Annotated in this window: 23 protein-coding genes and 5 tRNA genes; 17 read left to right on the top strand and 11 right to left on the bottom strand. The window is 70.2% G+C overall.

Annotated features, from left to right (window positions below; genetic code table 11):
- Positions 1–60 precede the first annotated feature (60 nt).
- Positions 61–264 carry an acyl-CoA carboxylase subunit epsilon gene (locus ACHFIV_RS06145; protein ID WP_014153860.1) on the top strand — a complete coding sequence of 68 codons (204 nt, stop codon included), beginning with the start codon at positions 61–63 and terminating at the stop codon, positions 262–264.
- A gap of 165 nt (positions 265–429) precedes the next feature.
- On the opposite strand, the gene ACHFIV_RS06150 is transcribed toward ACHFIV_RS06145, so the two are convergent.
- From ACHFIV_RS06150 to ACHFIV_RS06185, 8 genes are all read right to left on the bottom strand, one after another.
- Entirely contained in the window at positions 430–1011 is a 582-nt protein-coding gene (locus tag ACHFIV_RS06150) for a GTP-binding protein (protein WP_014048542.1), read from the bottom strand.
- Positions 992–1666, bottom strand: a complete 675-nt coding sequence (locus ACHFIV_RS06155; protein ID WP_398964486.1) for a DUF742 domain-containing protein — start codon at positions 1664–1666, stop codon at positions 992–994. The genes ACHFIV_RS06150 and ACHFIV_RS06155 overlap by 20 nt, the downstream gene beginning before the upstream one ends.
- Before the next feature lie 89 nt (positions 1667–1755).
- Positions 1756–2169, bottom strand: a complete 414-nt coding sequence (locus tag ACHFIV_RS06160) for a roadblock/LC7 domain-containing protein (RefSeq protein WP_006127847.1) — start codon at positions 2167–2169, stop codon at positions 1756–1758.
- 10 nt (positions 2170–2179) lie between these two features.
- Positions 2180–5416, bottom strand: coding sequence for a nitrate- and nitrite sensing domain-containing protein (locus ACHFIV_RS06165; RefSeq protein WP_398964488.1), 3237 nt, complete (start codon positions 5414–5416; stop codon positions 2180–2182).
- Between the two features lie 349 nt (positions 5417–5765).
- A complete protein-coding gene (locus tag ACHFIV_RS06170; RefSeq protein WP_014153856.1) occupies positions 5766–6347 on the bottom strand; it encodes a GTP-binding protein in 582 nt (193 codons plus the stop codon).
- Positions 6328–6735 (bottom strand): DUF742 domain-containing protein, encoded by a 408-nt coding sequence (locus tag ACHFIV_RS06175; protein WP_003966010.1) that lies wholly within the window; start codon positions 6733–6735, stop codon positions 6328–6330. Before ACHFIV_RS06175 ends, ACHFIV_RS06170 begins: the two co-directional genes overlap by 20 nt.
- 134 nt (positions 6736–6869) lie before the next feature.
- Positions 6870–7283 carry a roadblock/LC7 domain-containing protein gene (locus ACHFIV_RS06180; protein WP_006127850.1) on the bottom strand — a complete coding sequence of 138 codons (414 nt, stop codon included), beginning with the start codon at positions 7281–7283 and terminating at the stop codon, positions 6870–6872.
- Between the two features lie 9 nt (positions 7284–7292).
- Positions 7293–10952, bottom strand: a complete 3660-nt coding sequence (locus tag ACHFIV_RS06185; protein WP_398964490.1) for a sensor histidine kinase — start codon at positions 10950–10952, stop codon at positions 7293–7295.
- Positions 10953–11560: 608 nt separating this feature from the next.
- Between ACHFIV_RS06185 and ACHFIV_RS06190 the strand changes: the two genes are divergently transcribed.
- From ACHFIV_RS06190 to ACHFIV_RS06230, 9 genes are all read left to right on the top strand, one after another.
- Entirely contained in the window at positions 11561–11743 is a 183-nt protein-coding gene (locus ACHFIV_RS06190) for a hypothetical protein (RefSeq protein ID WP_398964492.1), read from the top strand.
- 125 nt (positions 11744–11868) lie between these two features.
- Positions 11869–12645, top strand: a complete 777-nt coding sequence (locus ACHFIV_RS06195) for a fumarylacetoacetate hydrolase family protein (protein WP_398964494.1) — start codon at positions 11869–11871, stop codon at positions 12643–12645.
- Positions 12638–14110 carry a glutamate--tRNA ligase gene (gene gltX / locus ACHFIV_RS06200; RefSeq protein ID WP_398964495.1) on the top strand — a complete coding sequence of 491 codons (1473 nt, stop codon included), beginning with the start codon at positions 12638–12640 and terminating at the stop codon, positions 14108–14110. The genes ACHFIV_RS06195 and gltX overlap by 8 nt, the downstream gene beginning before the upstream one ends.
- 87 nt (positions 14111–14197) lie before the next feature.
- Positions 14198–14917 (top strand): HAD family hydrolase, encoded by a 720-nt coding sequence (locus ACHFIV_RS06205; RefSeq protein WP_398964497.1) that lies wholly within the window; start codon positions 14198–14200, stop codon positions 14915–14917.
- An 85-nt stretch (positions 14918–15002) separates the two neighbouring features.
- Positions 15003–15074 (top strand) — tRNA-Gln (locus tag ACHFIV_RS06210).
- Between the two features lie 19 nt (positions 15075–15093).
- Positions 15094–15166 (top strand) — tRNA-Glu (locus ACHFIV_RS06215).
- 60 nt (positions 15167–15226) lie between these two features.
- Positions 15227–15299 (top strand) — tRNA-Glu (locus tag ACHFIV_RS06220).
- Between the two features lie 12 nt (positions 15300–15311).
- Positions 15312–15383 (top strand) — tRNA-Gln (locus ACHFIV_RS06225).
- 20 nt (positions 15384–15403) lie between these two features.
- A tRNA-Glu gene (locus ACHFIV_RS06230) sits at positions 15404–15476 on the top strand.
- A 403-nt stretch (positions 15477–15879) separates the two neighbouring features.
- On the opposite strand, the gene ndgR is transcribed toward ACHFIV_RS06230, so the two are convergent.
- Positions 15880–16596, bottom strand: a complete 717-nt coding sequence (gene ndgR, locus ACHFIV_RS06235) for an IclR family transcriptional regulator NdgR (RefSeq protein ID WP_033303994.1) — start codon at positions 16594–16596, stop codon at positions 15880–15882.
- Positions 16597–16769: 173 nt separating this feature from the next.
- Here ndgR and leuC point away from each other — a divergent pair, with 173 nt between their 5' ends.
- The 4 genes from leuC (at position 16770) to ACHFIV_RS06255 (ending at position 19915) form a co-directional block, all read left to right on the top strand.
- Positions 16770–18194, top strand: coding sequence for a 3-isopropylmalate dehydratase large subunit (leuC, locus tag ACHFIV_RS06240; RefSeq protein WP_398964500.1), 1425 nt, complete (start codon positions 16770–16772; stop codon positions 18192–18194).
- Positions 18195–18199: 5 nt separating this feature from the next.
- Positions 18200–18793: a 3-isopropylmalate dehydratase small subunit gene (leuD, locus tag ACHFIV_RS06245; RefSeq protein ID WP_398964501.1), complete on the top strand. Its 594-nt coding sequence runs from the start codon at positions 18200–18202 to the stop codon at positions 18791–18793.
- A 104-nt stretch (positions 18794–18897) separates the two neighbouring features.
- Positions 18898–19125: an SCO5555 family protein gene (locus ACHFIV_RS06250; RefSeq protein ID WP_398964503.1), complete on the top strand. Its 228-nt coding sequence runs from the start codon at positions 18898–18900 to the stop codon at positions 19123–19125.
- A gap of 142 nt (positions 19126–19267) precedes the next feature.
- A complete protein-coding gene (locus ACHFIV_RS06255) occupies positions 19268–19915 on the top strand; it encodes an HU family DNA-binding protein (protein WP_398964505.1) in 648 nt (215 codons plus the stop codon).
- Positions 19916–19996: 81 nt separating this feature from the next.
- Here ACHFIV_RS06255 and ACHFIV_RS06260 read toward each other — a convergent pair whose 3' ends face one another.
- Both ACHFIV_RS06260 and cofC read right to left on the bottom strand, forming a co-directional pair.
- Positions 19997–20200, bottom strand: coding sequence for a hypothetical protein (locus tag ACHFIV_RS06260; protein ID WP_398964507.1), 204 nt, complete (start codon positions 20198–20200; stop codon positions 19997–19999).
- 10 nt (positions 20201–20210) lie between these two features.
- Positions 20211–20894 (bottom strand): 2-phospho-L-lactate guanylyltransferase, encoded by a 684-nt coding sequence (gene cofC / locus ACHFIV_RS06265; protein ID WP_398964509.1) that lies wholly within the window; start codon positions 20892–20894, stop codon positions 20211–20213.
- A 149-nt stretch (positions 20895–21043) separates the two neighbouring features.
- On the opposite strand from cofC, the gene ACHFIV_RS06270 reads away from it, so the two are divergent.
- The 3 genes from ACHFIV_RS06270 to ACHFIV_RS06280 are packed head-to-tail and all read left to right on the top strand — an operon-like array spanning position 21044 to position 24022.
- Entirely contained in the window at positions 21044–21796 is a 753-nt protein-coding gene (locus ACHFIV_RS06270; protein ID WP_398964510.1) for a lysophospholipid acyltransferase family protein, read from the top strand.
- On the top strand, positions 21793–22803 hold the full coding sequence (locus ACHFIV_RS06275; protein WP_398964512.1) for an NAD(P)H-dependent glycerol-3-phosphate dehydrogenase: 1011 nt from the start codon (positions 21793–21795) through the stop codon (positions 22801–22803). Before ACHFIV_RS06270 ends, ACHFIV_RS06275 begins: the two co-directional genes overlap by 4 nt.
- 34 nt (positions 22804–22837) lie before the next feature.
- Positions 22838–24022: a D-alanine--D-alanine ligase family protein gene (locus tag ACHFIV_RS06280; protein ID WP_398964514.1), complete on the top strand. Its 1185-nt coding sequence runs from the start codon at positions 22838–22840 to the stop codon at positions 24020–24022.
- Positions 24023–24029: the final 7 nt, after the last annotated feature.

Here is a 24029-nt window from a genome sequence, read left to right on the forward strand (position 1 = left end):
GCAGCGGAGGCACGGCCTCCGCTCACGTCTCGCGACCACTGCCCAGAAGACGGAGACATCATGAGCGTCACTCCCGCCGATTCGGTCCTGCGCGTCGAGAAGGGCCAGGCCGGCCCCGAGGAGCTCGCCGCGATCACCGCGGTCCTGCTCGCCCGCGCCGCCGCCCAGCCCGACGCGCCCGCCCACCGGGGGCGTAGCACCGCCGGATGGCGCCGGCTGGAGCGCACCCCCGGCTTCCGCGCCCCGCACAGCTGGCAGGGCTGACAAGAACGCCTGCGGCGGCCGTCGCAGGGCCTCACCGGCCCTGCGACGGCCGCTGTCGCGTTCCGGGGCCCCGGGAAGGGCCCCTTAGGGCCCCAGCGGGCCCGCACGGACGAATGCCCCGCGCTCCTTCACGGAGTGCGGGGCATTCGACGTGCGGCGGCGGGATCAGCGCAGGCGGGCCATCAGGGCGTGCTCGACCAGCGTGATCAGTGCGCTCTTGGCGTCCGCGCGGTGCCGGGCGTCCGTGGTGAGGATCGGGGTGTCGGGGCCGATCTGGAGGGCCTCGCGTACTTCGTCGGGGGTGTAGGGCTGGTGTCCGTCGAAGCCGTTGAGGGCGATGACGAAGGGCAGGCCGCTGTTCTCGAAGTAGTCGACGGCGGGGAAGCAGTCGGCGAGGCGGCGGGTGTCGACGAGGACGACGGCGCCGATGGCGCCGCGGACCAGGTCGTCCCACATGAACCAGAAGCGGTCCTGTCCGGGGGTGCCGAACAGGTAGAGGATCAGGTCCTGGTCCAGGGTGATGCGTCCGAAGTCCATGGCCACGGTGGTCGTGGTCTTGTCCCCGGTGTGGGTCAGGTCGTCGATGCCCGCGGACGCGGACGTCATCACGGCTTCGGTGCGCAGCGGATTGATCTCCGAGACGGCACCGACAAACGTGGTCTTACCCACGCCGAAGCCCCCTGCCACCACGATCTTCGCCGAGGTAGTGGAGCGGGCCGCTCCGCCGCTAGAGCTTGCGAAGTCCACTGAGCACCCTTTCGAGCAGTGTCACGTCTGGCTGGCCGCCGGCGGCCTCGTCGCCGCCGGGCTGATGGATAGCGACGAGTCCGGCCTCGGCCAGGTCGGCGACGAGGATCCGGGCAACGCCGAGGGGGATCGAGAGAAGGGCCGACACCTCGGCCACCGACTTGATCTCGATGCAGAGCCGGCAGATCCGCTGGTGCTCGGGCAACTGCCCTTGCAGCCGGGACGGATCGGCCGTGGTGCTGACCAGCGCCTCGATGGCGAGCTGGTAGCGCGGCCGGGTCCGGCCGCCGGTCATGGCGTACGGACGGACCAGCGGGTTGTGCGCCGCGGGCTTCGCCGGTGCCGGGGCCTGCCGCTGCACCGGCTGGATGCGCGACGGGGCCTCGTACCGCTGAGGCGGCTGCTGCTCGTGCGGGGGCTGCTGGTAGTGGGGCTGCTGCTGCGGCCACCCGGAACCGGGCTGCTGGGGCTGCTGCTGCGGCCAGTCACCACCGTGCGAACCCTGCTGGGGCTGCTGGTAGGGCTGATAAGGCTGGTAATGGTCTTGCGGGCCCTGTCTGCCGGGCATGGAGGGGGTGTCGAAACGGTTGTCACCCTGCTCACCCGGGACCCGCTGACCGCCCTCGTACGGGTGTCCGCCTGTGGGTGCTGCCACGTTTCCTCCTCCGACTGCCGGTCGCCATCCCAGTGGTGCCGCGCCACCGCACCTTATGGCGCGGTGACGAGAAACGCACTGTCTGTCTATTAGTTAAGAAGACTTCCCTGGAGTTCGGCGCGCAGGTCCGGGGTAAGGACACTTCCCGCACGGTCCACGAGAAGTGCCATTTCGTACCCAACCAGACCGATATCGGCGTCAGGGTGGGCGAGGACGGCCAGTGAGGACCCGTCAGAGATGGACATGATGAAGAGGAATCCTCGCTCCATCTCCACAACGGTCTGATTCACGGCACCGCCTTCGAAGATCCGGGAGGCGCCCGCGGTGAGCGACGTCAGACCGGAGGCGACAGCCGCCAGCTGGTCGGCGCGGTCACGCGGGAAACCTTCGGACATCGCCAGCAGGAGTCCGTCGGCGGAGACCACCACCGTGTGCGACACCCCGGGGGTGTTGTCCACGAAGTTGGTGATCAACCAGTTCAGATTCTGCGCCGCCTGGCTCATCGGGCTCACACTAACGCTCCTGGTTGTAGGTATTACTTGTGTCCGACCCCGCGGTACGTCCCCGCAGGACACCGCGGCGCAGGTTGCTCAACCTGCCGCGTACGTCCTCGGGGGCGCGGGAGACCTGCGGGCCGCCCTGCTGGGTCTGCTCCGCCGTGCCCTCGACCAGATTGGCCTTCGGTACGCGCCGGGGGAGTCCGGAAGGGGTTATTCCACCGGCCTTGGGGTCCCGGAGCTTCTCGGCCCGCTCCCAGCGCTCGTCGTTCGCCGACCGCCAGTCGTCGGGGCCTTCCCCGTCGGCCTGCTCCGCCTGCCCCTGTTCCTGCTGAGGCCGTTGGCGCTGCTCCGGCGCGGCAGGCTGATCGTTTCCTCGGCCGGTGGGCTGCCAGTGCTGCTGGCCGGCCCCCCGGCGCGGGAGGCCCGCCTCGGTCAGGTCGTGACCGGGATTGGGGGTGGGCCCCGGGCGGTCGAAGCCTACGTGCTCCTGAGGCTCGGCGGGAGCGCTCGGGACGGATTCCGTTTCCGGCTGCGTCTGCGGCTCGAAGGTGCCCTGGTACGCACCCTGATCCGCCCAGCCCCCTTGGTGGGAGCTGTCGTCCTGCGCGGCGAACTGATCGGCGTACTGCTCCTGACGACCGTCCTGAGCGGGGTACGCGCCTTCCGCATAGCCGTTCTGCTGCGGGTCCTGGTAGCCGTTGCCGCCAGCAGCGTACGGGTCGTAGCCGCCCTCGTGACCGGGCTGCGCGAAGTCCTGCTGCTGGGGGTACTGCTGCTCGGGAGCGTACTGCTCCTGGGCGTACTGTCCCTGGCCGTACTGCTCCTGGCCGTACTGCTCCTGAGCGAACTGCTCCTGCGCGTAGTCCGGCTGTCCCGCGGCGTTCTGGTACTGCGGACGCTCGCCGCCCGTCTGCGCCTCCAGCGCGGCCCGGCGCTCCTCACGCATCAGCGATCGGTTGACCGGGTCCAGCTGCGGGGTGTCGGCGGCAGGCGCCTCGTAGCGCGAGTCGTCGAACCCGAGCTCCGCCGCCGTACGCATCGGGGAGTGCTGAGGCGCCGCTTCGAAGGCCTGCGGGCGCTGCTGCTCGGGCATGATCGAGGAGACGGTGAAGTCGCCCTCCGGGGCCGACTCGCCGCCGCCACCGTGGGTGATGGCGTCCGGCAGCATGACCAGCGACGTGGTCCCCGCCTGCTCGCCCGAGGGGCGCAGCTGTACGCGGATGCCGTGCCGGTCGGCCAGCCGGCCGACCACGAACAGGCCCATCCGCTGGGACACCGCCGCGTCGACGGTCGGGGGGTTGGCCAGCTTGTGGTTGATGTCCGCGAAGTCCTCGGCGGTGAGGCCGATGCCCTTGTCGTGGATCTCGACCATGACGCGGCCGTCGGGCAGCCGGGTGGCGGTGACCCGGACCTTGGTCTGAGGCGAGGAGAAGGTGGTGGCGTTCTCCAGCAGCTCGGCCAGCAGGTGCACGAGGTCGGTCACGGCCTGGCCGTGGATCTCGCTCTCCGGCACGCCGGTGAGCTCGATGCGCTCGTAGGACTCCACCTCGGAGGAGGCGGCCCGCAGTACGTCGACCAGCGGCACCGGCTGGTTCCAGCGCCGGCCGGGCTCCTCGCCCGCGAGGACGAGGAGGTTCTCGCCGTTACGGCGCATACGGGTGGCCAGGTGGTCCAGCTTGAAGAGGCTCTCCAGCTGGTCCGGGTCGGCCTCGTTGTTCTCCAGGTCGGTGATGAGGGTCAGCTGGCCCTCGATGAGCGACTGGTTGCGCCGCGAGAGGTTGGTGAAGATCGCGTTGACGTTGCCCCGCAGCATGGCCTGTTCGGCGGCGAGCCGGACGGCCTCGCGGTGCACCTGGTCGAAGGCGCGGGCGACCTCGCCGATCTCGTCCTGGCTGTTGATCGGGATCGGCTGCACCCGGGTGTCCACCCGGCCCGGCTCGGTCCGCGACAGCTGGTCGACCAGCATCGGGAGCCGCTGCTCGGCGATACCGAAGGCGGCCGTACGCAGCTGGCGCATGGAGCGGCTCATCTGGCGGGCCATGAGACCGGCGATGATGAACGCGGCGAGCAGCGAGATGATCACGATCGCGGCGTTGACGATGGCGTCGTTGCGCGCGTCGGTCGAGATCTCCGCGGCCTCGGCCACGGCCTTGTCGACCAGCTCGTTCTCGACCGTCGTGTAGCCGTCGAACTTGGCCGTCGCGGCGGCCATCCAGGTCTCGGGGGTGATGCCCTTGGCCTTCAGTTCGTCCGGCTGCTTGCCCTGGCCTATCTGCTGGGCCATGCCGTCGAAGACCGAACCCTCGACACTCGGCGGGGCGACGAAGGGCTTGCCGGCGGCCTTGGCCCGCGCCTCGGCGGCCTTCAGCTGCTCGGCACCCTCGGCGGCCTTGGCGGCCATGACTTCCTTGAGCCGGGCCGCGTCGGCCTCGGTGCCACCGGAGACGAACTCGCCGAGGGCGATCTGCTCCAGGTAGTTGTACGAACTGAAAGCGGTCACCTGACCGTTGAACTTGCGCGCCTCCTGGCTCGGGCGCACCAGCAGGTGCATGCCGATCGAGCGCTGGAGCGACGCGGCGGCCTTGGACAGCTCGATCGCGTACACGGTCCGGCCGTAACTGGTGATGTTGCCGGTACCCAGGCCGAGCTCGTTGGAGAACTCCATCAGCGAGTGCTGGACCTTGGTGTAGCCCTCTTCCGTCTTCACCGGGTCCATCGCCTCGGCGTAGGCGGCCTTGCGGAGCTCGGGGAGCAGCGGCTCCTCCGCCTCGAACAGCTTCAGACGGCGGTGGAGGCCCGCCTTGTCCGGCATGTTCTGCACGGCGGCGTCGAACTTCTGCGCGGCGCTGTCCGTGGTGGCGCGCACCTGCTCCACCTCGGCGGCGGTGCGCTTGTTGGAGAGCAGGGGCTGAGCGGTGAGGTCACGCTCGTTGAGCAGCGCCTGCCCGTACTCGGCGGCCGCACGGACGACCAGAGCCGTCTTCTCGGCGTCCTGAGCCTCGTTCCAGGTGTCGACCGACCCCTTCACCTGGAAGCCGCCCATGACCAGACCGACCAGCGCCGGGATCAGGAGAATCGCGTTCAGCCGGGTGGGCACCCGCCAGTTGCGCGGTGACAGCCGACTGGTGCTGCCACCAGCCGGTTCCGCCTCGGACGACGTGTCCGCAGGCGGGGACACAGCAGCGCGCGGCGGCGGCGTGAAGTTGCCCCGCTCCGGCTGCGCCGCGGAGCCCTCGTTGCTTCGCCTCACTCGACCAACAACCTCTCGGCGTCGGCACCTACGTTGTGCCGGATTATCGTTCAGGGGCCGTACTACTGGGTAGTTCGAGGCATTGCAGCACGCGGACCGGTCGCGTTCCAAACAGTCGGAATGTGTGATTCCGGCTATGGGCGCCCGCAGATAAATCGGGCATAAAGAGCGAGCCCCGTCAAAAGGCGAGGCTCGTATGAGCGCAGCGGTACCGGTCGTGCGCGTCGGGTATCGACGGGACCCCGATTCTCTGTCGAAATGTTATGAACCCGGGGGCGGAGCGTGTCAAAGGACACAGCCCGCCCCCGGGTGACTACAGCAACTTCCGTAGATCACTACCGACTTACGGCTACTTCAGCCGGGCCATCAGGGCGTGCTCGACCAGCGTGATCAGGCCGCTCTTGGCGTCCGCGCGATGCCGGGCGTCCGTCGTGATGATCGGAGCGTCGGGGCCGATCTGGAGGGCCTCGCGTACTTCGTCGGGGGTGTAGGGCTGGTGTCCGTCGAAGCCGTTGAGGGCGATGACGAAGGGCAGGCCGCTGTTCTCGAAGTAGTCGACGGCGGGGAAGCAGTCGGCGAGGCGGCGGGTGTCGACGAGGACGACGGCGCCGATGGCGCCGCGGACCAGGTCGTCCCACATGAACCAGAAGCGGTCCTGTCCGGGGGTGCCGAACAGGTAGAGGATCAGGTCCTGGTCCAGGGTGATGCGTCCGAAGTCCATGGCCACGGTGGTCGTGGTCTTGTCCCCGGTGTGGGTCAGGTCGTCGATGCCCGCGGACGCGGACGTCATCACGGCTTCGGTGCGCAGCGGATTGATCTCCGAGACGGCACCGACAAACGTGGTCTTACCCACGCCGAAGCCCCCTGCCACCACGATCTTCGCCGAGGTGGTGGAGCGGGCCGTACCGCCGCTAGAGCTTGCGAAGTCCACTGAGCACCCTTTCGAGCAGTGTCACATCCGGCGCGCCGCCGGCCTCTCCGTTGCCCGGCTGGTGGATGGCCACCATGCCGGCTTCCGCCAGGTCCGCCACGAGGATCCGCGCCACACCGAGGGGCATGGACAGCAGGGCCGAGACCTCGGCCACCGACTTGACCTCGCGGCACAGGTGGCAGATCCGCTGGTGCTCGGGGAGCAGCGTCCCGAGGTGGGCGGGGTCCGCTGTGGTGCTGACCAGCGCCTCTATCGCGAGCTGGTAGCGCGGCCGGGTCCGGCCGCCGGTCATGGCGTACGGACGGACCAGCGGCTGGTCGCCTTCACCGTCGTACGACGCGTGGTGCAGTGCGCCGTACGGATCAGGTGAGGCGGGTGGCGGGGTCATAAATCCTCCGGGCGTGACAGCAGGGTGTCGGCTTGCCGTCTGAAGGTGGCCGGTGGGGGGCTGTGTCGGCCGGACGGGTGAGGGTTTTGAGTACTACCTGGGGGGATCGTGTCAGCTGTCTGCCGCATGGCCGCTCAGTGGAGCAGACTGCCTTGTAGTTCGGCACGGAGGTCAGGGGTGAGGACGGTCCCCGCACGGTCCACGAGGAGTGCCATCTCGTACCCGACCAGACCGATGTCCGCGTCCGGATGGGCAAGGACGGCGAGCGAGGACCCGTCCGAGATGGACATGAGGAAGAGGAAACCTCTCTCCATCTCCACGACCGTCTGGCTCACGGCGCCGCCTTCGAAGATCCGGGAGGCACCCGCCGTCAGCGACGTCAGTCCGGAGGCGACGGCCGCCAGCTGATCGGCGCGGTCGCGCGGGAAACCTTCGGACATCGCCAGCAGCAGGCCATCCGCGGAGACCACCACCGTGTGGGACACCCCTGGGGTGTTGTCCACGAAGTTGGTGATCAGCCAGTTCAGATTCTGCGCGGCCTGACTCATGGGGCTCAACTAACGCTCCTGCTGGTGAGTGGGGCCGAGTTGGAAACTGCCGGTAGACGAGCCTGTGTTGGCCTGTCGTCCCTGCTGGATGCCCCGGCGGAGATTGGTCAGACGGCCGCGTACGTCATCGGGCGCACGCGAAACCTGAGGTCCGGACTGATGATTCTGCTGCTGAGCAGTGCCCGGCACCAAATTGGCACGTGGGACGCGGCGGGGCAGCCCGGAAGTGGTGATCCCGCCCGCGGCGGGCTTCTTGACCCGCTCCGCCTGACGCACGAGTTCGTCGTTGGGCGAAGCGCGCCATGAACTCGTGGCGCCGGTGTCGGCCGCGCCACGGCGCGGCATGGGCGGCGGGGTGCCGACGGGCTGGGCGGCGGCCGGCGCCTGCGGCTCCGCGGCGGGCGGCTGCTGCCCACCCTGCTGCGGTCCGTGGAACCAGTTCGTCTCCAGCGTGTCGTACAGCGGCGTACGCCCGTCACCGGGTCCGGCCGGCGGCAGTCCCTCGGGCTGCTGCGGCAGGGCCGGGCGGCGCGGCGGTTCGCCCGCGGTGGGGGCCTGCGGACGCGGCGCGCCGTAGTCGGCGTTGTCCTGCCGGTGCGGTGCGGGCGCCTGTGGGCGCTGCGGGGACGGGGTGCCGAAGCCCTGGTCCTGGGGCATCGGGGCGTTGAAGTCCGGGCGGGCGAACTGCGCGGTGCTCGCCGGGTCCACCGCCTGGGGCGCCTGCGGCGCCGAGAAGTCCGGACGGGCGAACTCCGCGGTGGCGCCGGGGCCCTGCAGGTCGTTCGCCGGCGGACGCTGGTCCGGCGGGCTGAAGGCCCGGTCCGGGCCGGAGGTGCCCGGCCGGGCGAACCGGCCGGCGTCGTGCTCCTCGTGACCGCGCGGCGAGTCCGGCTGCATGCGCCGGGGGCCGCCCTGTTCCTCGACTCCCCAGCTCGTGCCCTGCGGACGCTGCGGCTGAAGGCTGCCGCCGGGCAGCTCGGCCCGCGGTCCGCCGGAGGGCGGCAGCTGGCGGCCGGGACCGCCGGACTGCTGGCGGCCGCCGTCCTCGCCCTGGCCGGGCCGGGCCTGCTGCGGAGCCTGCCGCGCGGGTGGGCCGCTCTGCTGGCCGGAGTGGCCGAAGAGGTTGGGCCGGCCGGAGTCCGTACCGGCCGGGGGGTCCTGCGGGGGGCGTGCCCCGGGGCGGGCACCGCCGGCGAACGCACCGGCGAGGCCGCCGCCCTGACGCGGACCCTCGGGCCGGCCCTGACCGGGCAGGCCGGGACCCTGCGGGCCGTTGCCCTGCTGGGGCTGACGCGGTCCGCCGTCGCGTGCGGGCAGCGCGGCCCGGGGACCCGAGCCCGCGCCGACCTGACCCCGCGGGGCGGTCGAACCGAGTCCCTTGGCGGGAGCCGGCGCGGAGCCGCCGAGTCCGGGCCGCTGGCCACCCGCGGGAGCGCCACCGCCGGCGAGGAGCCCGCCCGGGGCGCCACCCTGCTGGCCCTTGCCCTGCTGGCCCGGCTTCGGAGGCTGCTTGCCGCCGTGCGCGACCTCCATGGGCAGCATGACGAGCGCGGTCGTACCGCCGGAGTCGGACGGCCGCAGCTGGATGCGGATGCCGTGACGCAGCGACAGCCGGCCGACCACGAACAGACCCATCCGGCGGGACACCGAGACGTCCACGGTGGGCGGCGAGGCGAGCCGCTCGTTGATCGCGGCCAGGTCCTCGGGGGAGAGGCCGATACCGGTGTCGTGGATCTCGACGAGCACCCGGCCGTCGGGCAGCGCGTGACCGGTGACGCGGACCTTCGTCTGCGGCGAGGAGAACGACGTGGCGTTCTCCAGCAGCTCGGCGAGGAGGTGCACGAGGTCGTTGACGACGCGGCCGGCGACCTCGGTGGCCGGCACGGCGGCCAGTTCGATGCGCTCGTACTGCTCCACCTCGGAGGCGGCGGCACGGAGCACGTCGACCAGCGGCACGGGCCGGGTCCAGCGCCGTCCCGGCTCCTCACCGGCGAGGACGAGGAGGTTCTCGCCGTTACGGCGCATACGGGTCGCGAGGTGGTCGAGCTTGAAGAGGGAGGACAGCTGGTCGGGGTCGGCCTCGCGCGACTCCAGCTCGGAGATGAGCGAGAGCTGGCGCTGGATGAGGCCCTGGCTGCGGCGCGAGAGGTTGGTGAACATCGCGTTGACGTTGCCCCGCAGCAGCGCCTGCTCGGCGGCCAGACGGACCGCCTCGCGGTGCACGTCGTCGAAGGCCGTGGCCACCTGGCCGATCTCGTCACGGGAGTGGATGCCGACCGACTCGACGGAGGTGTCGACGTCCTGCGGGTCCGTCTCCGAGAGCTGCTTGACGAGCTCGGGCAGCCGGTCCTGGGCGACCCGGGTCGCGGTGTCCTGCAGCCGGCGCAGCGAGCGGATCATGGACCGCGCCACGACGAAGGCGCCGACCAGCGACACACCGAGGACGACGAGGATGATCGCGCCGTTGAGGATCGCGTCGCGCTGCGACTCCTCACGCAGCTCGCGCGCCTTGCTCTCCATCTCACCGAGGAGCGACGCCTCGATGGTCTTCATGGCCTGGATCTTGGTGGAGCTCTGGTCGTACCAGTCCATGTACGTGCGGGTCTTGCCGCCGCTGCCCTCCATGCCCAGCGGGCTGTCGAGGACCTTCTTCGCGTAGATGTCGGCGGCGGTGATCTCGGGATTCCCGTTGTCCAGCGGCGCGAGCAGCTCGGCGGAGCTCCTGCCGGTGGACTCGTAGGTCGTCTCGAACGTCTTGAGGGTCGTGCCCGCCTTGCCCTGCGCGTTGCGCCCGAACGCCTGGTCGTTGTCGTTCAGGTGCGTCTTGTCGCTGTTGCCGTCGGGCAGCGCCGCGGCGATGATCGCCCGCTCCACGGAGGCGTACTCCTTGGAGGACGAGAAGGCCGCCAGCGCACGCGTCCGCTTGATCATTTCCGGGTTGCTGGTGGCCTGGGCCATGTCCTGCGAAAGGCTCAGCAGCGACGTGATCAGCTGGCTGTACTGGTCGATCGTGTTGAGGCTCGGGCTGTCGGGGGCGTACGCGTCCTTGCGGATGCTGGTGATGTTGCCCAGCTGCGTGCCGATCTGGCTGACACTCGCGTGGATGCTGTCCAGTGCCGCGTCGCCGGGCGTGTTGCCGATCTCGTCCGTGGCCTCGAAGAAGGCGGCCTTGGCGCGGTCGGTGCGCTCCCGGGGCTGGGTGACCTTGTAGTCGGTGGCCTTCACGCCGTTCGACAGCGGGCCGGCCGACCTGTCGCGCTCCTCCTGGAGGGCGTTGGCGAGCGCGGTCGCCTTCCTGGTCATCTGCGTGAGGAGCTGCATGTGCTCCAGCTGGTCCATGTCGTTCATGGACTCGTTGATGCGCAGTCCGCCCAGGGTGGTCGCCGCGACCACGGGGAGGGCGAGCAGGGAGACCAGACGCGTGCTGATGCGCCAGTTGCGCAGGGCCAGGCGTGAACCGGCGGACGTGGGCCCGGCCGACTTGGCGGGCGTCGCGGCCTCCGCGCCGGCGGTGCTCGTCGCGCCGGAGCGCTGCGCGCGGTCACCGCCGTCGCCGGCCGCACCGGGATTCTGGGCGTGCTGGGGCGAGGAACCGCGGTCGTTCCCGCCGCGCGGCTCCTGCTCCGCCGGGGTTTCCCCTCGGCCCTGGCGGGGCTGGGGCGACCCCATGCCATCCCTCTTGAAACGTCCCTGCACTAGCGTCGCAACCTCTGGACCAGGCGTCCCTCCGCGCGTGGCGCGGCGGGACGGTGTCGGCGTCGTGGGGCGCTGGACGCGCCCCATGGTGGTCGTGAGTGACCGGCGTACTTCCCCCTCCCGCCGCCACTCGGCGCTGCGTTGCGCCCCTGCGCGCTGGGCCTGAAACCCGCGGCGGTGCGTGGAATTCCAGCACAGTGGAGGATCTCCAACAAGGCCCGCGTACCGGGCTGTGACCTGGATGACACGGTGTGATGGGGGCGTAACAAGGTGTGGAGCGTGTTCAGGGTCAAACCGGGCGATTATGGATGGGCTTCCTGGGGGGCGCAGGTGTCCCAGTCGCCATGATCGGGAGCGGAATGGCGGATTCAGTCACGTATTGTCTGCTTTGCCTCCAGTGATCAACTGTCCGGAATGAGCCCTTTGTCAGCAAGTTCGTGAGCAAACTCACACGATGATCGCCGTCTCCTCCCGGCCATGGCGGGGAATCGGATGTTTAGCCTGACGCTTTACAGGGATAGCGAATCCGACAACCGGCGCACCTCAGGGCAGCGCCCCGGCGACAAGGGTCCACACGGCAGATGAAGACGACGATGACGTTCCGCAACATTGCCAACCCCCGGCGCACCACGCTGGCGCACCTCGACGACGCCGGAGCGCTGCAGACGCCGGAGCAGCGGGAGCACGCCGCCGACCTGCCCACCCAGACCGCCAACCCGCGCCGCACCATCCTCATGGAGGCCCCGGTCGCGACGGCGAAGTAGCGCCGGGCCCTCGTGCGCGCGGCGCGGGCCCCTCACCCTTGCCGGCGCCTCGCCCGACGAGGCCGAGGCGATAGCCTGGAGCGTCAGTCTTCAGCCAGCCAGCAAGTGAGGGGCGACAGCATCCCGTGCGCATCGCCAGGTTCTCCATCGACGGCAATGTCGCCTTCGGCGCGGTCGAGGGCGACAGCCCCGACAGCCTCGTCCTCGACATCATCAAGGGCATCCCGTACGCCGACTTCGAGCTCTCCGGGACCAAGGTCCCGCTGAAGAAGGTCCGGCTGCTGCCGCCCGTGCTCCCCAACAAGGTCGTGGCCATCGGCCGCAACTACGCGGAACACGCCGCCGAACTGGGCAACGAGGTCCCCGATGTGCCCGTCGCCTTCTTCAAGCCCACCACCTCGGTGATCGGCTCGGGCGACTCCATCGAGTACCCCTCCTTCTCCGAGGAACTGCACCACGAGGCCGAGCTCGCCGTGGTGATCGGCCGCATGTGCCGCGAGGTCCCGAGGGAGCGCGTCAAGGACGTCGTCTTCGGCTACACCTGCGCCAACGACGTCACCGCGCGCGACGTCCAGCGCCGCGAGAGCCAGTGGGCCCGGGCGAAGGGCTTCGACACCTCCTGCCCGCTCGGCCCGTGGGTGGAGACCGACGTCGACCCCGGCGACCTGGCCATCCAGGCCACGGTCAACGGTCAGCAGCGCCAGCTCGGCCGGACGAGCGACATGGTCCGCTCCGTCGAGGACCTGATCGTCCACATCACGGAAGCGATGACGCTGCTCCCGGGCGACGTGATCCTCACGGGAACCCCCGCAGGGGTGGGCCCCCTGCACGTCGGCGACGAGGTCGCCGTCACCATCGAAGGCATCGGCACTCTCACCAACAAGGTGATCAAGCGTGGTTAACGCACCAGTCCGCGTACGTTTCTGTCCCTCCCCCACCGGCAACCCCCACGTGGGCCTGGTCCGGACAGCCCTCTTCAACTGGGCCTTCGCCCGGCACCACCAGGGCACCCTGGTCTTCCGTATCGAGGACACCGACGCGGCCCGCGACTCCGAGGAGTCCTACACGCAGCTGCTCGAATCGATGCGCTGGCTCGGACTCGACTGGGACGAGGGCCCCGAGACCGGCGGCCCGCACGCCCCGTACCGCCAGTCGCAGCGGATGGACCTCTACAAGGACGTCGCGGGGAAGCTCCTGGCCGCCGGGCACGCGTACCACTGCTACTGCACCACGGAGGAGCTCGACACCCGCCGTGACGCCGCCCGCGCGGCCGGCAGGCCGTCGGGCTACGACGGCCACTGCCGCGACCTGAGCGACGAGCGGAAGGCGGCGTACGAGGCCGAGGGCCGTACCTCGATCGTCCGCTTCCGGATGCCCGACGAGGCGATCACCTTCACCGACCTGGTCCGCGGTGACATCACCGTCCAGCCGGAGAACGTCCCGGACTACGGGATCGTCCGTGCCAACGGCGCTCCTCTCTACACGCTCGTCAACCCGGTCGACGACGCGCTGATGGAGATCACCCACGTCCTGCGCGGCGAGGACCTGCTCTCCTCCACCCCGCGCCAGATCGCTCTCTACCGGGCGCTGATCGAGCTGGGCGTCGCCAAGGACACCCCCGCCTTCGGCCACCTCCCGTACGTGATGGGGGAGGGCAACAAGAAGCTGTCCAAGCGCGACCCGCAGGCCTCGCTCAACCTCTACCGGGAGCGCGGCTTCCTGCCCGAGGGGCTGATCAACTACCTCTCGCTGCTCGGTTGGTCGATCGCCGAGGACCGCGACATCTTCGGCCGCGACGAGCTGGTGGCCGCGTTCGACATCGCCGACGTCAACGCCAACCCGGCGCGCTTCGACCTGAAGAAGGCCGAGCACATCAACGCCGAGCACCTGCGCATGCTCGACGTGAAGACCTTCACCGAGGCCTGCGGCCCCTGGCTGAAGGCCCCCTTCGCCCCGTGGCCGCCCGAGGCCTTCGACGCGGAGCAGTTCGCGGAGATCGCCCCCCACGCCCAGACCCGTGTGACGGTGCTCTCGGACATCACCGCCAACGTCGACTTCCTCTTCCTGGACGAGCCCGTCGAGGACGAGGCGTCCTGGGCGAAGGCCATGAAGGAGGGCTCCGACGCGCTTCTCGTCACCGCCCGCGCCGAGCTGCTCGCCGCCGAGTGGAACGCCGAGGCGCTCAAGACGGCCGTCCTCACCGCCGGTGAGAAGCACGGCCTGAAGCTCGGCAAGGCGCAGGCCCCTGTCCGCGTCGCGGTCACCGGCCGCACGGTCGGTCTGCCGCTCTTCGAGTCCCTGGAGATCCTGGGCCGCGAGAAGACGATCGCCCGCATCGACGCGGCGCTGGCGAAGCTCGCCGCGTAGCTTCAGCTCCCCACGACGGGGTGGCCGCCCGAAACCGGTGCGGCCACCCCGTCGGCATGTGGCGGACGCGCCGGTAACCTGGCCGGCATGCCGATCCGAGCGGTCCTCTGGGACATCGACGACACGATCTTCGACTACTCCGGGGCCGATCGCGTCGGCATGCGCAAGCATCTGGAGGCCGAGGGGCTGCCCGCCGCGTACACCTCCCTCGAGCACGCCCTCGACGTGTGGAAGGCCGTCACGGACGTGCAGTGGGCGCGCTTCGCCGAGGGTGAGACCGACTTCCAGGGACAGCGGCGTGAGCGCGTACGGGCCTTCCTCGGACGGTGGCTGAGCGACGCCGACGCCGACGAGTGGTTCGGCCGGCACGCCACCCACTACGAGGCCGCCTGGGCGCTCTTCCCCGACACCCTGCCCGTCCTGGACCGGCTGGCGGACGGGTACCGCCACGCCGTCCTGTCGAACTCCAGCATCCACAACCAGGACCGCAAGCTGCGCGCCCTCGGGGTGCGGGACCGCTTCGAGGCCGTGGTCTGCGCGGTCGAGCTCGGCGTCTCCAAGCCGGACGCGGGAGCGTTCCACGCCGCCTGTGAGGTGCTGGAGCTGCATCCGCGCGAGGTGGCCTACGTGGGGAACGAACCCGACATCGACGCGGGCGGCGCGGTGGCCGCCGGGCTGACGGGCATCTGGCTGGACCGCGAAGGGCGGGGCGGGCGCCCGGAGCTCATGCGGATCACGGGACTGGATGAGCTTCCCGGGTTGCTGGCCGGCCATACCCGTTTTGGAGCGCCGGACACCTTCAGGTAATGTTCTTCCTGCGCCGCCCGAGCGGGCCGAAAGATCCGGCCGGGAAGCGCAGACAGAAACAAAGCCCCCAGGGGTTGCGTTTCAGTGGGCTATGGTGTAATTGGCAACACTACGGTTTCTGGTACCGTCATTCTAGGTTCGAGTCCTGGTAGCCCAGCGCAAGACCGAAGTAACAAGCCCCCGTTGTGTAGCGGCCTAGCACGCTGCCCTCTCACGGCAGTAGCGCCGGTTCGAATCCGGTCGGGGGTACAGATCCTTCCCGCGAGAACATCTGGGTCGCACCCACGTTCTTGATGCAGGATCGCTAGGGCCCCCGTTGTGTAGCGGCCTAGCACGCTGCCCTCTCACGGCAGTAGCGCCGGTTCGAATCCGGTCGGGGGTACTTGTCACACCATGGGCTATGGTGTAATTGGCAACACTACGGTTTCTGGTACCGTCATTCTAGGTTCGAGTCCTGGTAGCCCAGCGCAAGTCAGCAGTAACCACGCCCCCGTTGTGTAGCGGCCTAGCACGCTGCCCTCTCACGGCAGTAGCGCCGGTTCGAATCCGGTCGGGGGTACAACACGGCAGTACGGAAAGGCCCTCCACCTCGGTGGGGGGCCTTTCGCGTGCGCTCCCCGGAGCCGGAGGCGCCCCGCGTCCGCCGCCACCCGCTCGGCCCCCGTGGGGAGTTGCTCGGGCGGGTCCGCTGCCGTACGGCCGACACCCGGGCGGAGCAGGCCTGTTGCGTGCATCACGTCACGCCCGCGGGGCCGGCGGAGGTGTACGAGGGTGGCCGGTGGGGCGCCCGGTGGGCGCTGCGCGGGGGAGAGTTCACCGTGGTCCGGGACGTGGTCCGGGGGAGTGGGCACCGGAGGGTCCGGGAGCGGAGGCCTGGAGAAGGGGGCCGCCACGGCGCTGGGGCGGCCTCAGGGGAGGGAGGGTGAGGAGGTGGCGGGCCGGCGGGAGGGCCGCCGCAGGGCTCAGCCCGTGCGACGCAGGGCCTCGCTCAGTCGCGCGGCCGAGTCGATGATGGCCTGCGCGTGCATCCGGCCCGGGTGGCGGGTGAGGCGCTCGATGGGGCCGGAGACGGACACCGCGGCGACCACCCGGTTCGACGGCCCGCGGACCGGGGCCGAGACCGACGCCACGCCCGGCTCACGCTCGCCGATCGACTGGGCCCAGCCCCGTCGCCGTACGCCCGACAGGGCGGTCGCCGTGAAGCGGGCCCCCTGCAGGCCCCGGTGCAGGCGCTCCGGCTCCTCCCAGGCCATCAGGATCTGCGCGGAGGAACCCGCCTTCATGGTGAGGGTGGAGCCGACCGGCACGGTGTCCCGCAGTCCGGACAGCCGCTCCGCCGCCGCCACGCAGATGCGCATGTCGCCCTGCCTGCGGTAGAGCTGTGCGCTCTCGCCGGTGATGTCACGCAGGTGTGTGAGTACGGGTCCGGCCGTCGCCAGGAGGCGGTCCTCGCCGGCCGCGGCCGCGAGCTCCGCCAGCCGGGGGCCGAGAATGAAACGGCCCTGCATGTCCCTCGCCACCATGCGGTGGTGTTCGAGTGCCACGGCCAGTCGGTGTGCCGTGGGCCGTGCGAGCCCTGTCGCCGCGACCAGCCCGGCGAGGGTGGCCGGACCGGACTCCAGGGCGCTCAATACCAGAGCTGCCTTGTCGAGAACGCCGACGCCGCTAGAGTTGTCCATACGACGATACTCCCGTCTCACTCTGTGAAACGCAAGTTCAATTTTCTCCGGAAGTTGCGAACCTGTACGAGCGGCCTTACAACGGCCCGCAGCCACCGCCCCGCTCGGGGGTCCGGACGGCGGCACCCGAATCTCTAGTTGGGCCGGTGAAGACGCCGGCCGGAGGGAAAGCGATGGGTAGGACACTCGCGGAGAAGGTCTGGGACGACCACGTCGTCCGGCGCGCCGATGGCGAGCCCGACCTCCTCTTCATCGATCTGCACCTGCTGCACGAGGTGACCAGCCCGCAGGCCTTCGACGGTCTGCGCCAGGCCGGCCGGCCGGTGCGGCGTCTCGACCTCACCATCGCCACCGAGGACCACAACACCCCGACCCTCGACATCGACAAGCCGATCGCCGACCCGGTCTCCCGCGCCCAGCTGGAGACCCTGCGCAAGAACTGCGCGGACTTCGGTGTCCGGCTGCACCCGCTGGGTGACGTCGAGCAGGGCGTCGTGCACGTGGTCGGCCCGCAGCTCGGCCTGACCCAGCCCGGCACCACCGTGGTCTGCGGCGACTCGCACACCTCCACCCACGGAGCCTTCGGGGCGCTGGCCTTCGGCATCGGCACCAGCCAGGTCGAGCACGTCCTGGCCACCCAGACGCTTCCGCTGGCCCGCCCGAAGACCATGGCGATCACCGTCGAGGGCGAACTCCCCGACAGCGTCACGGCCAAGGACCTCATCCTGGCCATCATCGCCCGGATCGGCACCGGCGGCGGCCAGGGCTACATCCTCGAATACCGCGGCCCCGCCATCGAGAAGCTCTCGATGGAAGCCCGGATGACCATCTGCAACATGTCGATCGAGGCCGGCGCCCGCGCGGGCATGATCGCCCCCGACGAGACCACCTTCGACTACCTGCGGGGCCGCGACCACGCGCCCCGGGGTGCGGAGTGGGACACCGCGGTGGAGTACTGGAAGACGCTGCGCACCGACGACGACGCCGTCTTCGACGCCGAGGTCGTCATCGACGGCACCGCGCTCGCGCCGTTCGTCACCTGGGGCACCAACCCCGGCCAGGGCGCGCCCCTGTCGGCCGACGTCCCCGACCCCGCTTCGTACGAAGACGCCTCGGAGCGCCACGCGGCCGAAAAGGCCCTGGAGTACATGGGGTTGACCGCCGGCCAGCCGCTGCGCGAGATCAGCGTCGACACGGTCTTCGTAGGCTCCTGCACCAACGGGCGCATCGAGGACCTGCGCAACGCCGCCTCGATCCTCGACGGGCGCAAAGTCGCCGACGGCGTACGGATGCTGGTCGTGCCCGGCTCCGTCCGGGTCGCCCTCCAGGCCGTCGAGGAGGGTCTGGACAAGGTCTTCACCGCCGCCGGCGCCGAATGGCGGCACGCGGGCTGCTCGATGTGCCTCGGCATGAACCCCGACCAGCTGGCCCCCGGTGAGCGCTCCGCCTCCACCTCGAACCGGAACTTCGAGGGCAGGCAGGGCAAGGGCGGCCGCACGCACCTGGTGTCCCCGCAGGTCGCCGCCGCCACCGCCGTGCTGGGCCATCTGGCCTCGCCCGCCGATCTGTCCGACGCCCGTACGCCCGCCGGAGTCTGAGAGCCATGGAAGCATTCACCGCACACACCGGCCGGGCCGTCCCGCTGCGCCGCAGCAACGTCGACACCGACCAGATCATCCCCGCGCACTGGCTGAAGAAGGTCACCCGCGACGGCTTCGAGGACGGGCTCTTCGAGGCCTGGCGCAAGGACGAGGACTTCGTCCTCAACCGCCCCGAGCGCGAGGGTGCCTCCGTCCTGGTGGCCGGTCCCGACTTCGGTACGGGCTCCTCGCGTGAGCACGCGGTCTGGGCCCTGCAGAACTACGGCTTCAAGGCCGTCATCTCCTCCCGCTTCGCCGACATCTTCCGTGGCAACTCCCTGAAGAACGGTCTGTTGACCGTCGTCCTCGGCCAGGACGTCGTCGACAGGCTCTGGGAGCTGACGGAGGCCGACCCGACCGCGGAGGTCACCGTCGACCTGGAGAAGCGCCAGGTCCTCGCCGACGGGATCACGGCCGACTTCGAGCTCGACGAGAACGCCCGCTGGCGACTGCTGAACGGGCTCGACGACATCAGCCTCACCCTTCAGAACGAAGCGGACATTGCGACTTACGAGGCGGCCAGGCCGTCCCACAAGCCGCGCACGATTGACGCCTGAGCAGCGCTTTTCCCGGACTGCGCCCCCTGCCGGAAGGCAGGGGGCGCAGTCGCTTGTTGAGACCCCCTCGGGCGACAACTCGCCCCAGATGGCACAATCGGTGCATGGAACGCGACAGCCAACTCGAGCTCTATGGCCGAGTCGCCGACCGATTGAAAGAAGCGCACGCAAAGGTGCGCGCACTGCAAGTCCCGGAGGGCGTACGGATGGCGCTGTCCCGGAAGCTGCTGGTCGTCACGGCCGCGGCTAAGCACGATCTCCCAGGCGCGGCAAAGCGTCTGGACCGGTTGATGAAGGACCTCGATGAGGGCCGATTCCCCGAAGGTGACTGACTCTGTGGACGGCGCAGCGGTCGACTTCGTTGCGGCACTAGGGTGATTAGCCCGTTTCGTGTTTGATTTGCGGTATATATCTGCCTAACGTGCGAAAAAGCCTGAACAGTTTCGTTCCGGCAATGTCTCCGAAGGGGAAGACGTGAACAAGGCGCAGCTCGTAGAAGCGATTGCCGACAAGGTCGGCGGCCGCCAGCAGGCCGCAGACGCGGTCGACGTGGTACTCGACGCGATCGTCCGAGCGGTCGTCGCGGGGGACCGTGTCTCGGTCACCGGCTTCGGCTCGTTCGAGAAGGTCGACCGCCCCGCCCGGTACGCCCGCAACCCGCAGACGGGCGAGCGCGTACGGGTCAAGAAGACCTCCGTGCCCCGCTTCCGCGCGGGGCAGGGCTTCAAGGACCTGGTGAGCGGCTCCAAGAAGCTCCCCAAGAACGACGTGGCCGTGAAGAAGGCACCCAAGGGCAGCCTCTCGGGCGGTTCTTCCACCCGCACCACGGCCAAGGCGGCAGCGAAGAAGGCCACCGCCAAGAAGGCCACGGCGCGCAAGACCACGGCGGCCGCGAAGAAGACGGCACCGGCGAAGACCACCGCCAAGAAGACCACCTCGACGGCCAAGAAGACCGCGCCCGCGGCGACGAAGGCGACCCCCGCCAAGAAGGCGACGGCGACGAAGAAGACCGCCGCGGCCAAGACGGCGCCCGCCAAGAAGGCCACGGCGAAGAAGGCGCCCGCGAAGAAGACCACGGCACGCAAGACCACAGCCAAGAAGGTCACCGCACGCAAGAAGTGAGACCGGGCACCGCTCGTTCCTCATACGCGCCGGGCCGGGCTCCCCTCGGGGAGCCCGGCCCGCGGGCTGTCCGGGGGCCGCTCAGAGCGTCTGCAGCGTCACCAGGGTGATGCGCGTCGACGCGCCCTCACCCTCGGTCTCGATCCTCACCCGCTGGCCCGGGCGCAGGAGCAGCAGCCCTCCCGCGTCGAACGCGGACGCGTCGAAGTCCACCGGGGTGCCGTCGTCGAGAAGCACACTGCCGGTGCGGGTCTCGGAGTCGTACGTGAACGAGGTCGCCTGCATGAGCGGCAGCCTATCCGTCCGCCACGGGCACCACCGGGGACGCCAGCCCGGCGGTGAACCGACCCACTCCCAGCGCCAGCGCGGCCTCCAGGTCGTCCCCGGTGTCCACGTCCCTGCGGACCGAGTCGAGACGCGGCAGCGCGACCTCCACCGCCCCCGAGGCCAGATGGCGCGCACGCGACGCCCCGCCGAACGCCGGACGCAATTCCACCCCTGAGGCAGCGGAAAGAAATGTGGTGCCGATTCCCTGGGCGTCGGCGACAAATGCGCGGGGGAATTCGGCGGAGAATTCGAGCACCCGCGCCAATTCGTCGGGGCGCAGCGCGGGAAGATCCGCGTTGAGCACGGCCACGGCCGCGTCCCCGCGCCGCCCGCGCACCCATCGCGCGCCGTGCTCCAGTGCCGCGTTGAGCCCGGCCGCCGGGGTGTCGGCCACCGTGCGGGCGCCGAGGGCGGCGAGCGCCGCCCCGGCCACCGGGTCGTCCGTGACGACCACCACATCACCCACCGCGCGGCAGGACAGCGCGGCCGACACGGTGTCCCGCGCGAACGCCAGGGCGAGGCGTGGACGCAGCTCCCCGCCCACCGCCCGGCCGAGCCTGCTCTTCGCCCGTGCGAGCGGTTTCAGCGGGACGACCAGGGACCAGGGCCCGGTCGGGTCGGTGTTCGTGGCGATCTCCCCCTCCGTACGCATCAGCCCATATTCTCGCGTGCCGGTACGACAACCCGGAGGTCCGCCCCCACGGGTGAGGCGTACGGTGTTCTCCACACAGCAGGGGCCCGGGGCACGACAGCACCGCCGCGAGCCGCGCAGCAGCCCAGTTCCTAGAGGAAGGCGTCCGAGTGTCCCGCCGCAGAATCGGCTTCTGGTACCGCCTGGCGGCGGTCATCGCGAAACCGCCCCTGGTGGTTCTGTTCAAGCGGGACTGGCGGGGAATGGAGCACATTCCGGCCGATGGCGGATTCATCACCGCGGTCAACCACAACTCCTATCTGGACCCGCTGTCGTACGGGCATTTCCAGTACAACACCGGACGCGTGCCGCGGCTCCTGGCCAAGGCCGGACTGTTCAGGACGCCTTTCGTCGGAATGATCCTGCGCGGCACCGGCCAGATCCCCGTCTACCGCGAGACGACCAACGCCCTCGACGCCTTCCGCGCCGCGGTCGACGCCATCGAGCGGGGCGAGTGCGTCGCCTTCTACCCGGAGGGCACGCTCACCCGCGACCCCGACATGTGGCCGATGGCAGGCAAGACCGGCGCCGCCCGGGTCGCGCTGATGACGAAGGCCCCGGTCATCCCCGTCGCGCAGTGGGGCGCCAACCTCGCGATGCCTCCGTACGCCAAGGAGAACAAGCTCCAGCTGTTCCCGCGCAAGACCCTCCGGGTCCAGGCCGGACCGCCGGTCGACCTCTCCCGCTACTACGGCCTGGAACCGACGCCGGACGTCCTGCGCCAGGCGACCGAGACCATCATGGCCGCGATCACGGCCCAGCTCGAGGACGTGCGGGGCGAGAAGGCACCGGCCGAGCTCTACGATCACCGCAAGGCCCGTGCCGAACAGCGGCGCAAGGCAGAGGGAAAGGGATCGACGTGACGCACCCCGCGAAGGCGGCCGTCTTCGGAACCGGCTCATGGGGTACGGCCTTCGCCATGGTCCTCGCCGACGCCGGCTGCGAGGTGACCCTGTGGGGCCGTCGCGCCGAGGTCGCCGAGGCCGTCAACACGACCCGTACCAACCCCGGCTACCTGCCGGGCGTCGAGCTGCCCGCCTCGGTCCGGGCCACGACCGATCCCGCCGAGGCGCTGCGCGGCGCCGACTTCGCCGTCCTCGTCGTGCCGTCGCAGACCCTGCGCGCCAACCTCGCCGACTGGGCCCGGCACGTGGAGCCCGGCACCGTGCTCGTCTCCCTGATGAAGGGCGTCGAACTCGGCACCGCCAAGCGGATGAGCGAGGTCATCGCGGACGTCACCGAGGTCACCCCGGACCGGATCGCCGTCATCACCGGACCCAACCTCGCCAAGGAGATCGCCGAACGCCGCCCCGCGGCCGCCGTCGTCGCCTGCTCGGACGAGGACGTCGCCCGGCGCCTCCAGACCGCCTGCCACACCCCGTACTTCCGGCCGTACACCAACACCGACGTGGTCGGCTGCGAGCTCGGCGGCGCCGTGAAGAACGTCATCGGCCTCGCCGTGGGCATCGCCGACGGCATGGGTCTCGGCGACAACGCCAAGGGCTCCCTCATCACCCGCGGTCTCGCCGAGACGACACGGCTGGGACTCGCCATGGGTGCCGACCCGCTGACCTTCTCCGGGCTGGCCGGACTCGGCGACCTGGTGGCGACGTGCTCCTCACCGCTCTCGCGGAACCACACCTTCGGCACCAACCTCGGGCGCGGGATGACGCTCCAGGAGACCGTCGCCGTCACGAGCCAGACCGCCGAGGGCGTCAAGTCCTGCGAATCGGTGCTCGATCTGGCGCGCAGGCACGACGTCGACATGCCGATCACCGAGACGGTTGTCGGCATCGTCCACGAGGGCAAGCCGCCGGTCGTCGCCTTGAAGGAACTGATGTCGCGCAGCGCCAAGCCCGAGCGACGCTGACTCGAGCCCTACCAGCAGGTACGCTCGTCGCGATATGAGCAGCCAGAACCTCCCCCAGAGCACCGAGAGCCCCCTGAGCTCCGAGCAGAGCTCCCAGCCGGGCCGCAAGCCGCGTGTGGCCGTCGTGTTCGGCGGCCGGAGCTCCGAACACGGCATCTCGGTCGTCACGGCCGGTGCCATCATGAGCGCCATCGACCGGACCAAGTACGACGTCCTGCCGATCGGCATCACCAGGGACGGACGTTGGGCCCTCACGTCCGACGACCCGGCCCGCATGGCCATCACGGACCGGCGGGTGCCCGACGTGGACCAGCTGGCCGACTCGGCCCGGGGCGCCGTGACACTCTCCGTCGACCCCGGCAACCGTGACGTCGTCGTGAGCGAACCCGGCTCGGTGCCCACGGTCCTGGGCGAGGTCGACGTCGTCTTCCCCATGCTGCACGGTCCCTACGGCGAGGACGGCACGCTCCAGGGGCTTCTGGAACTCTCCGGCGTTCCCTATGTCGGCGCCGGTGTCCTGTCCTCGGCCGTCGGCCAGGACAAGGAGTACATGAAGCGGGTGTTCACCTCCTTCGGGCTGCCGGTCGGCCCGTACGAGGTCGTCCGCCCCCGGGAGTGGGAGTCGGACCGCCCCGCCGCCCGCAAGCGCATCATGGAGTTCGCCGCCGAGCACGGCTGGCCGCTCTTCGTGAAGCCCGCCCGCGGCGGCTCCTCCATGGGCATCACCAAGGTCGACGACGCCGCGGGGCTCGACGAGGCCGTCGAGGAGGCCCGCCGGCACGACCCCAAGTTCATCGTGGAGTCCCTGCTGCGCGGCCGGGAGATCGAGTGCGGCGTGCTGGAGTTCGAGGACGGACCGCGCGCCAGCGTGCCCGCCGAGATCCCGCCCGTCACCGCGCACGACTTCTACGACTTCGAGGCCAAGTACATCGACTCGGCGGCCGGCCTCGTGCCCGCACCCCTCACCGACGAGCAGACCGCGGAGGTGCGGCGGCTCGCGGTCGAGGCCTTCGAGGCGGCTTCCTGCGAGGGGCTGGTACGCGCCGACTTCTTCCTCACCGAGGACGGCACGTTCGTCATCAACGAGATCAACACGATGCCGGGCTTCACCCCGATCTCCATGTTCCCCCGCATGTGGCAGGCGAGCGGCGTGGAGTACCCGGAGCTGGTCGACCGGCTGATCACGTCCGCGCTGAACCGCTCCACCGGCCTGCGCTGACCTCCGA

It is taken from the genome of Streptomyces sp. ALB3 (genome assembly GCF_044385685.1).
Lineage (GTDB): Bacteria > Actinomycetota > Actinomycetes > Streptomycetales > Streptomycetaceae > Streptomyces.

Excerpts from the sequence above, each read along its gene's own strand:
- ACHFIV_RS06180 (WP_006127850.1), bottom strand. The coding sequence starts at position 7,283 with ATGAGTCAGGCCGCGCAGAATCTGAACTGGCTGATCACCAACTTCGTG.
- ACHFIV_RS06280 (WP_398964514.1), top strand. The coding sequence starts at position 22,838 with ATGAGCAGCCAGAACCTCCCCCAGAGCACCGAGAGCCCCCTGAGCTCC.
- ACHFIV_RS06160 (WP_006127847.1), bottom strand. The coding sequence starts at position 2,169 with ATGAGCCAGGCGGCGCAGAATCTGAACTGGTTGATCACCAACTTCGTG.
- cofC (WP_398964509.1), bottom strand. The coding sequence starts at position 20,894 with ATGCGTACGGAGGGGGAGATCGCCACGAACACCGACCCGACCGGGCCC.
- ACHFIV_RS06190 (WP_398964492.1), top strand. The coding sequence starts at position 11,561 with ATGAAGACGACGATGACGTTCCGCAACATTGCCAACCCCCGGCGCACC.
- ACHFIV_RS06260 (WP_398964507.1), bottom strand. The coding sequence starts at position 20,200 with ATGCAGGCGACCTCGTTCACGTACGACTCCGAGACCCGCACCGGCAGT.
- ACHFIV_RS06175 (WP_003966010.1), bottom strand. The coding sequence starts at position 6,735 with ATGACCCCGCCACCCGCCTCACCTGATCCGTACGGCGCACTGCACCAC.
- leuD (WP_398964501.1), top strand. The coding sequence starts at position 18,200 with ATGGAAGCATTCACCGCACACACCGGCCGGGCCGTCCCGCTGCGCCGC.
- ACHFIV_RS06185 (WP_398964490.1), bottom strand. The coding sequence starts at position 10,952 with ATGGGGTCGCCCCAGCCCCGCCAGGGCCGAGGGGAAACCCCGGCGGAG.
- leuC (WP_398964500.1), top strand. The coding sequence starts at position 16,770 with ATGGGTAGGACACTCGCGGAGAAGGTCTGGGACGACCACGTCGTCCGG.
- ACHFIV_RS06145 (WP_014153860.1), top strand. The coding sequence starts at position 61 with ATGAGCGTCACTCCCGCCGATTCGGTCCTGCGCGTCGAGAAGGGCCAG.
- ndgR (WP_033303994.1), bottom strand. The coding sequence starts at position 16,596 with ATGGACAACTCTAGCGGCGTCGGCGTTCTCGACAAGGCAGCTCTGGTA.
- ACHFIV_RS06250 (WP_398964503.1), top strand. The coding sequence starts at position 18,898 with ATGGAACGCGACAGCCAACTCGAGCTCTATGGCCGAGTCGCCGACCGA.
- ACHFIV_RS06205 (WP_398964497.1), top strand. The coding sequence starts at position 14,198 with ATGCCGATCCGAGCGGTCCTCTGGGACATCGACGACACGATCTTCGAC.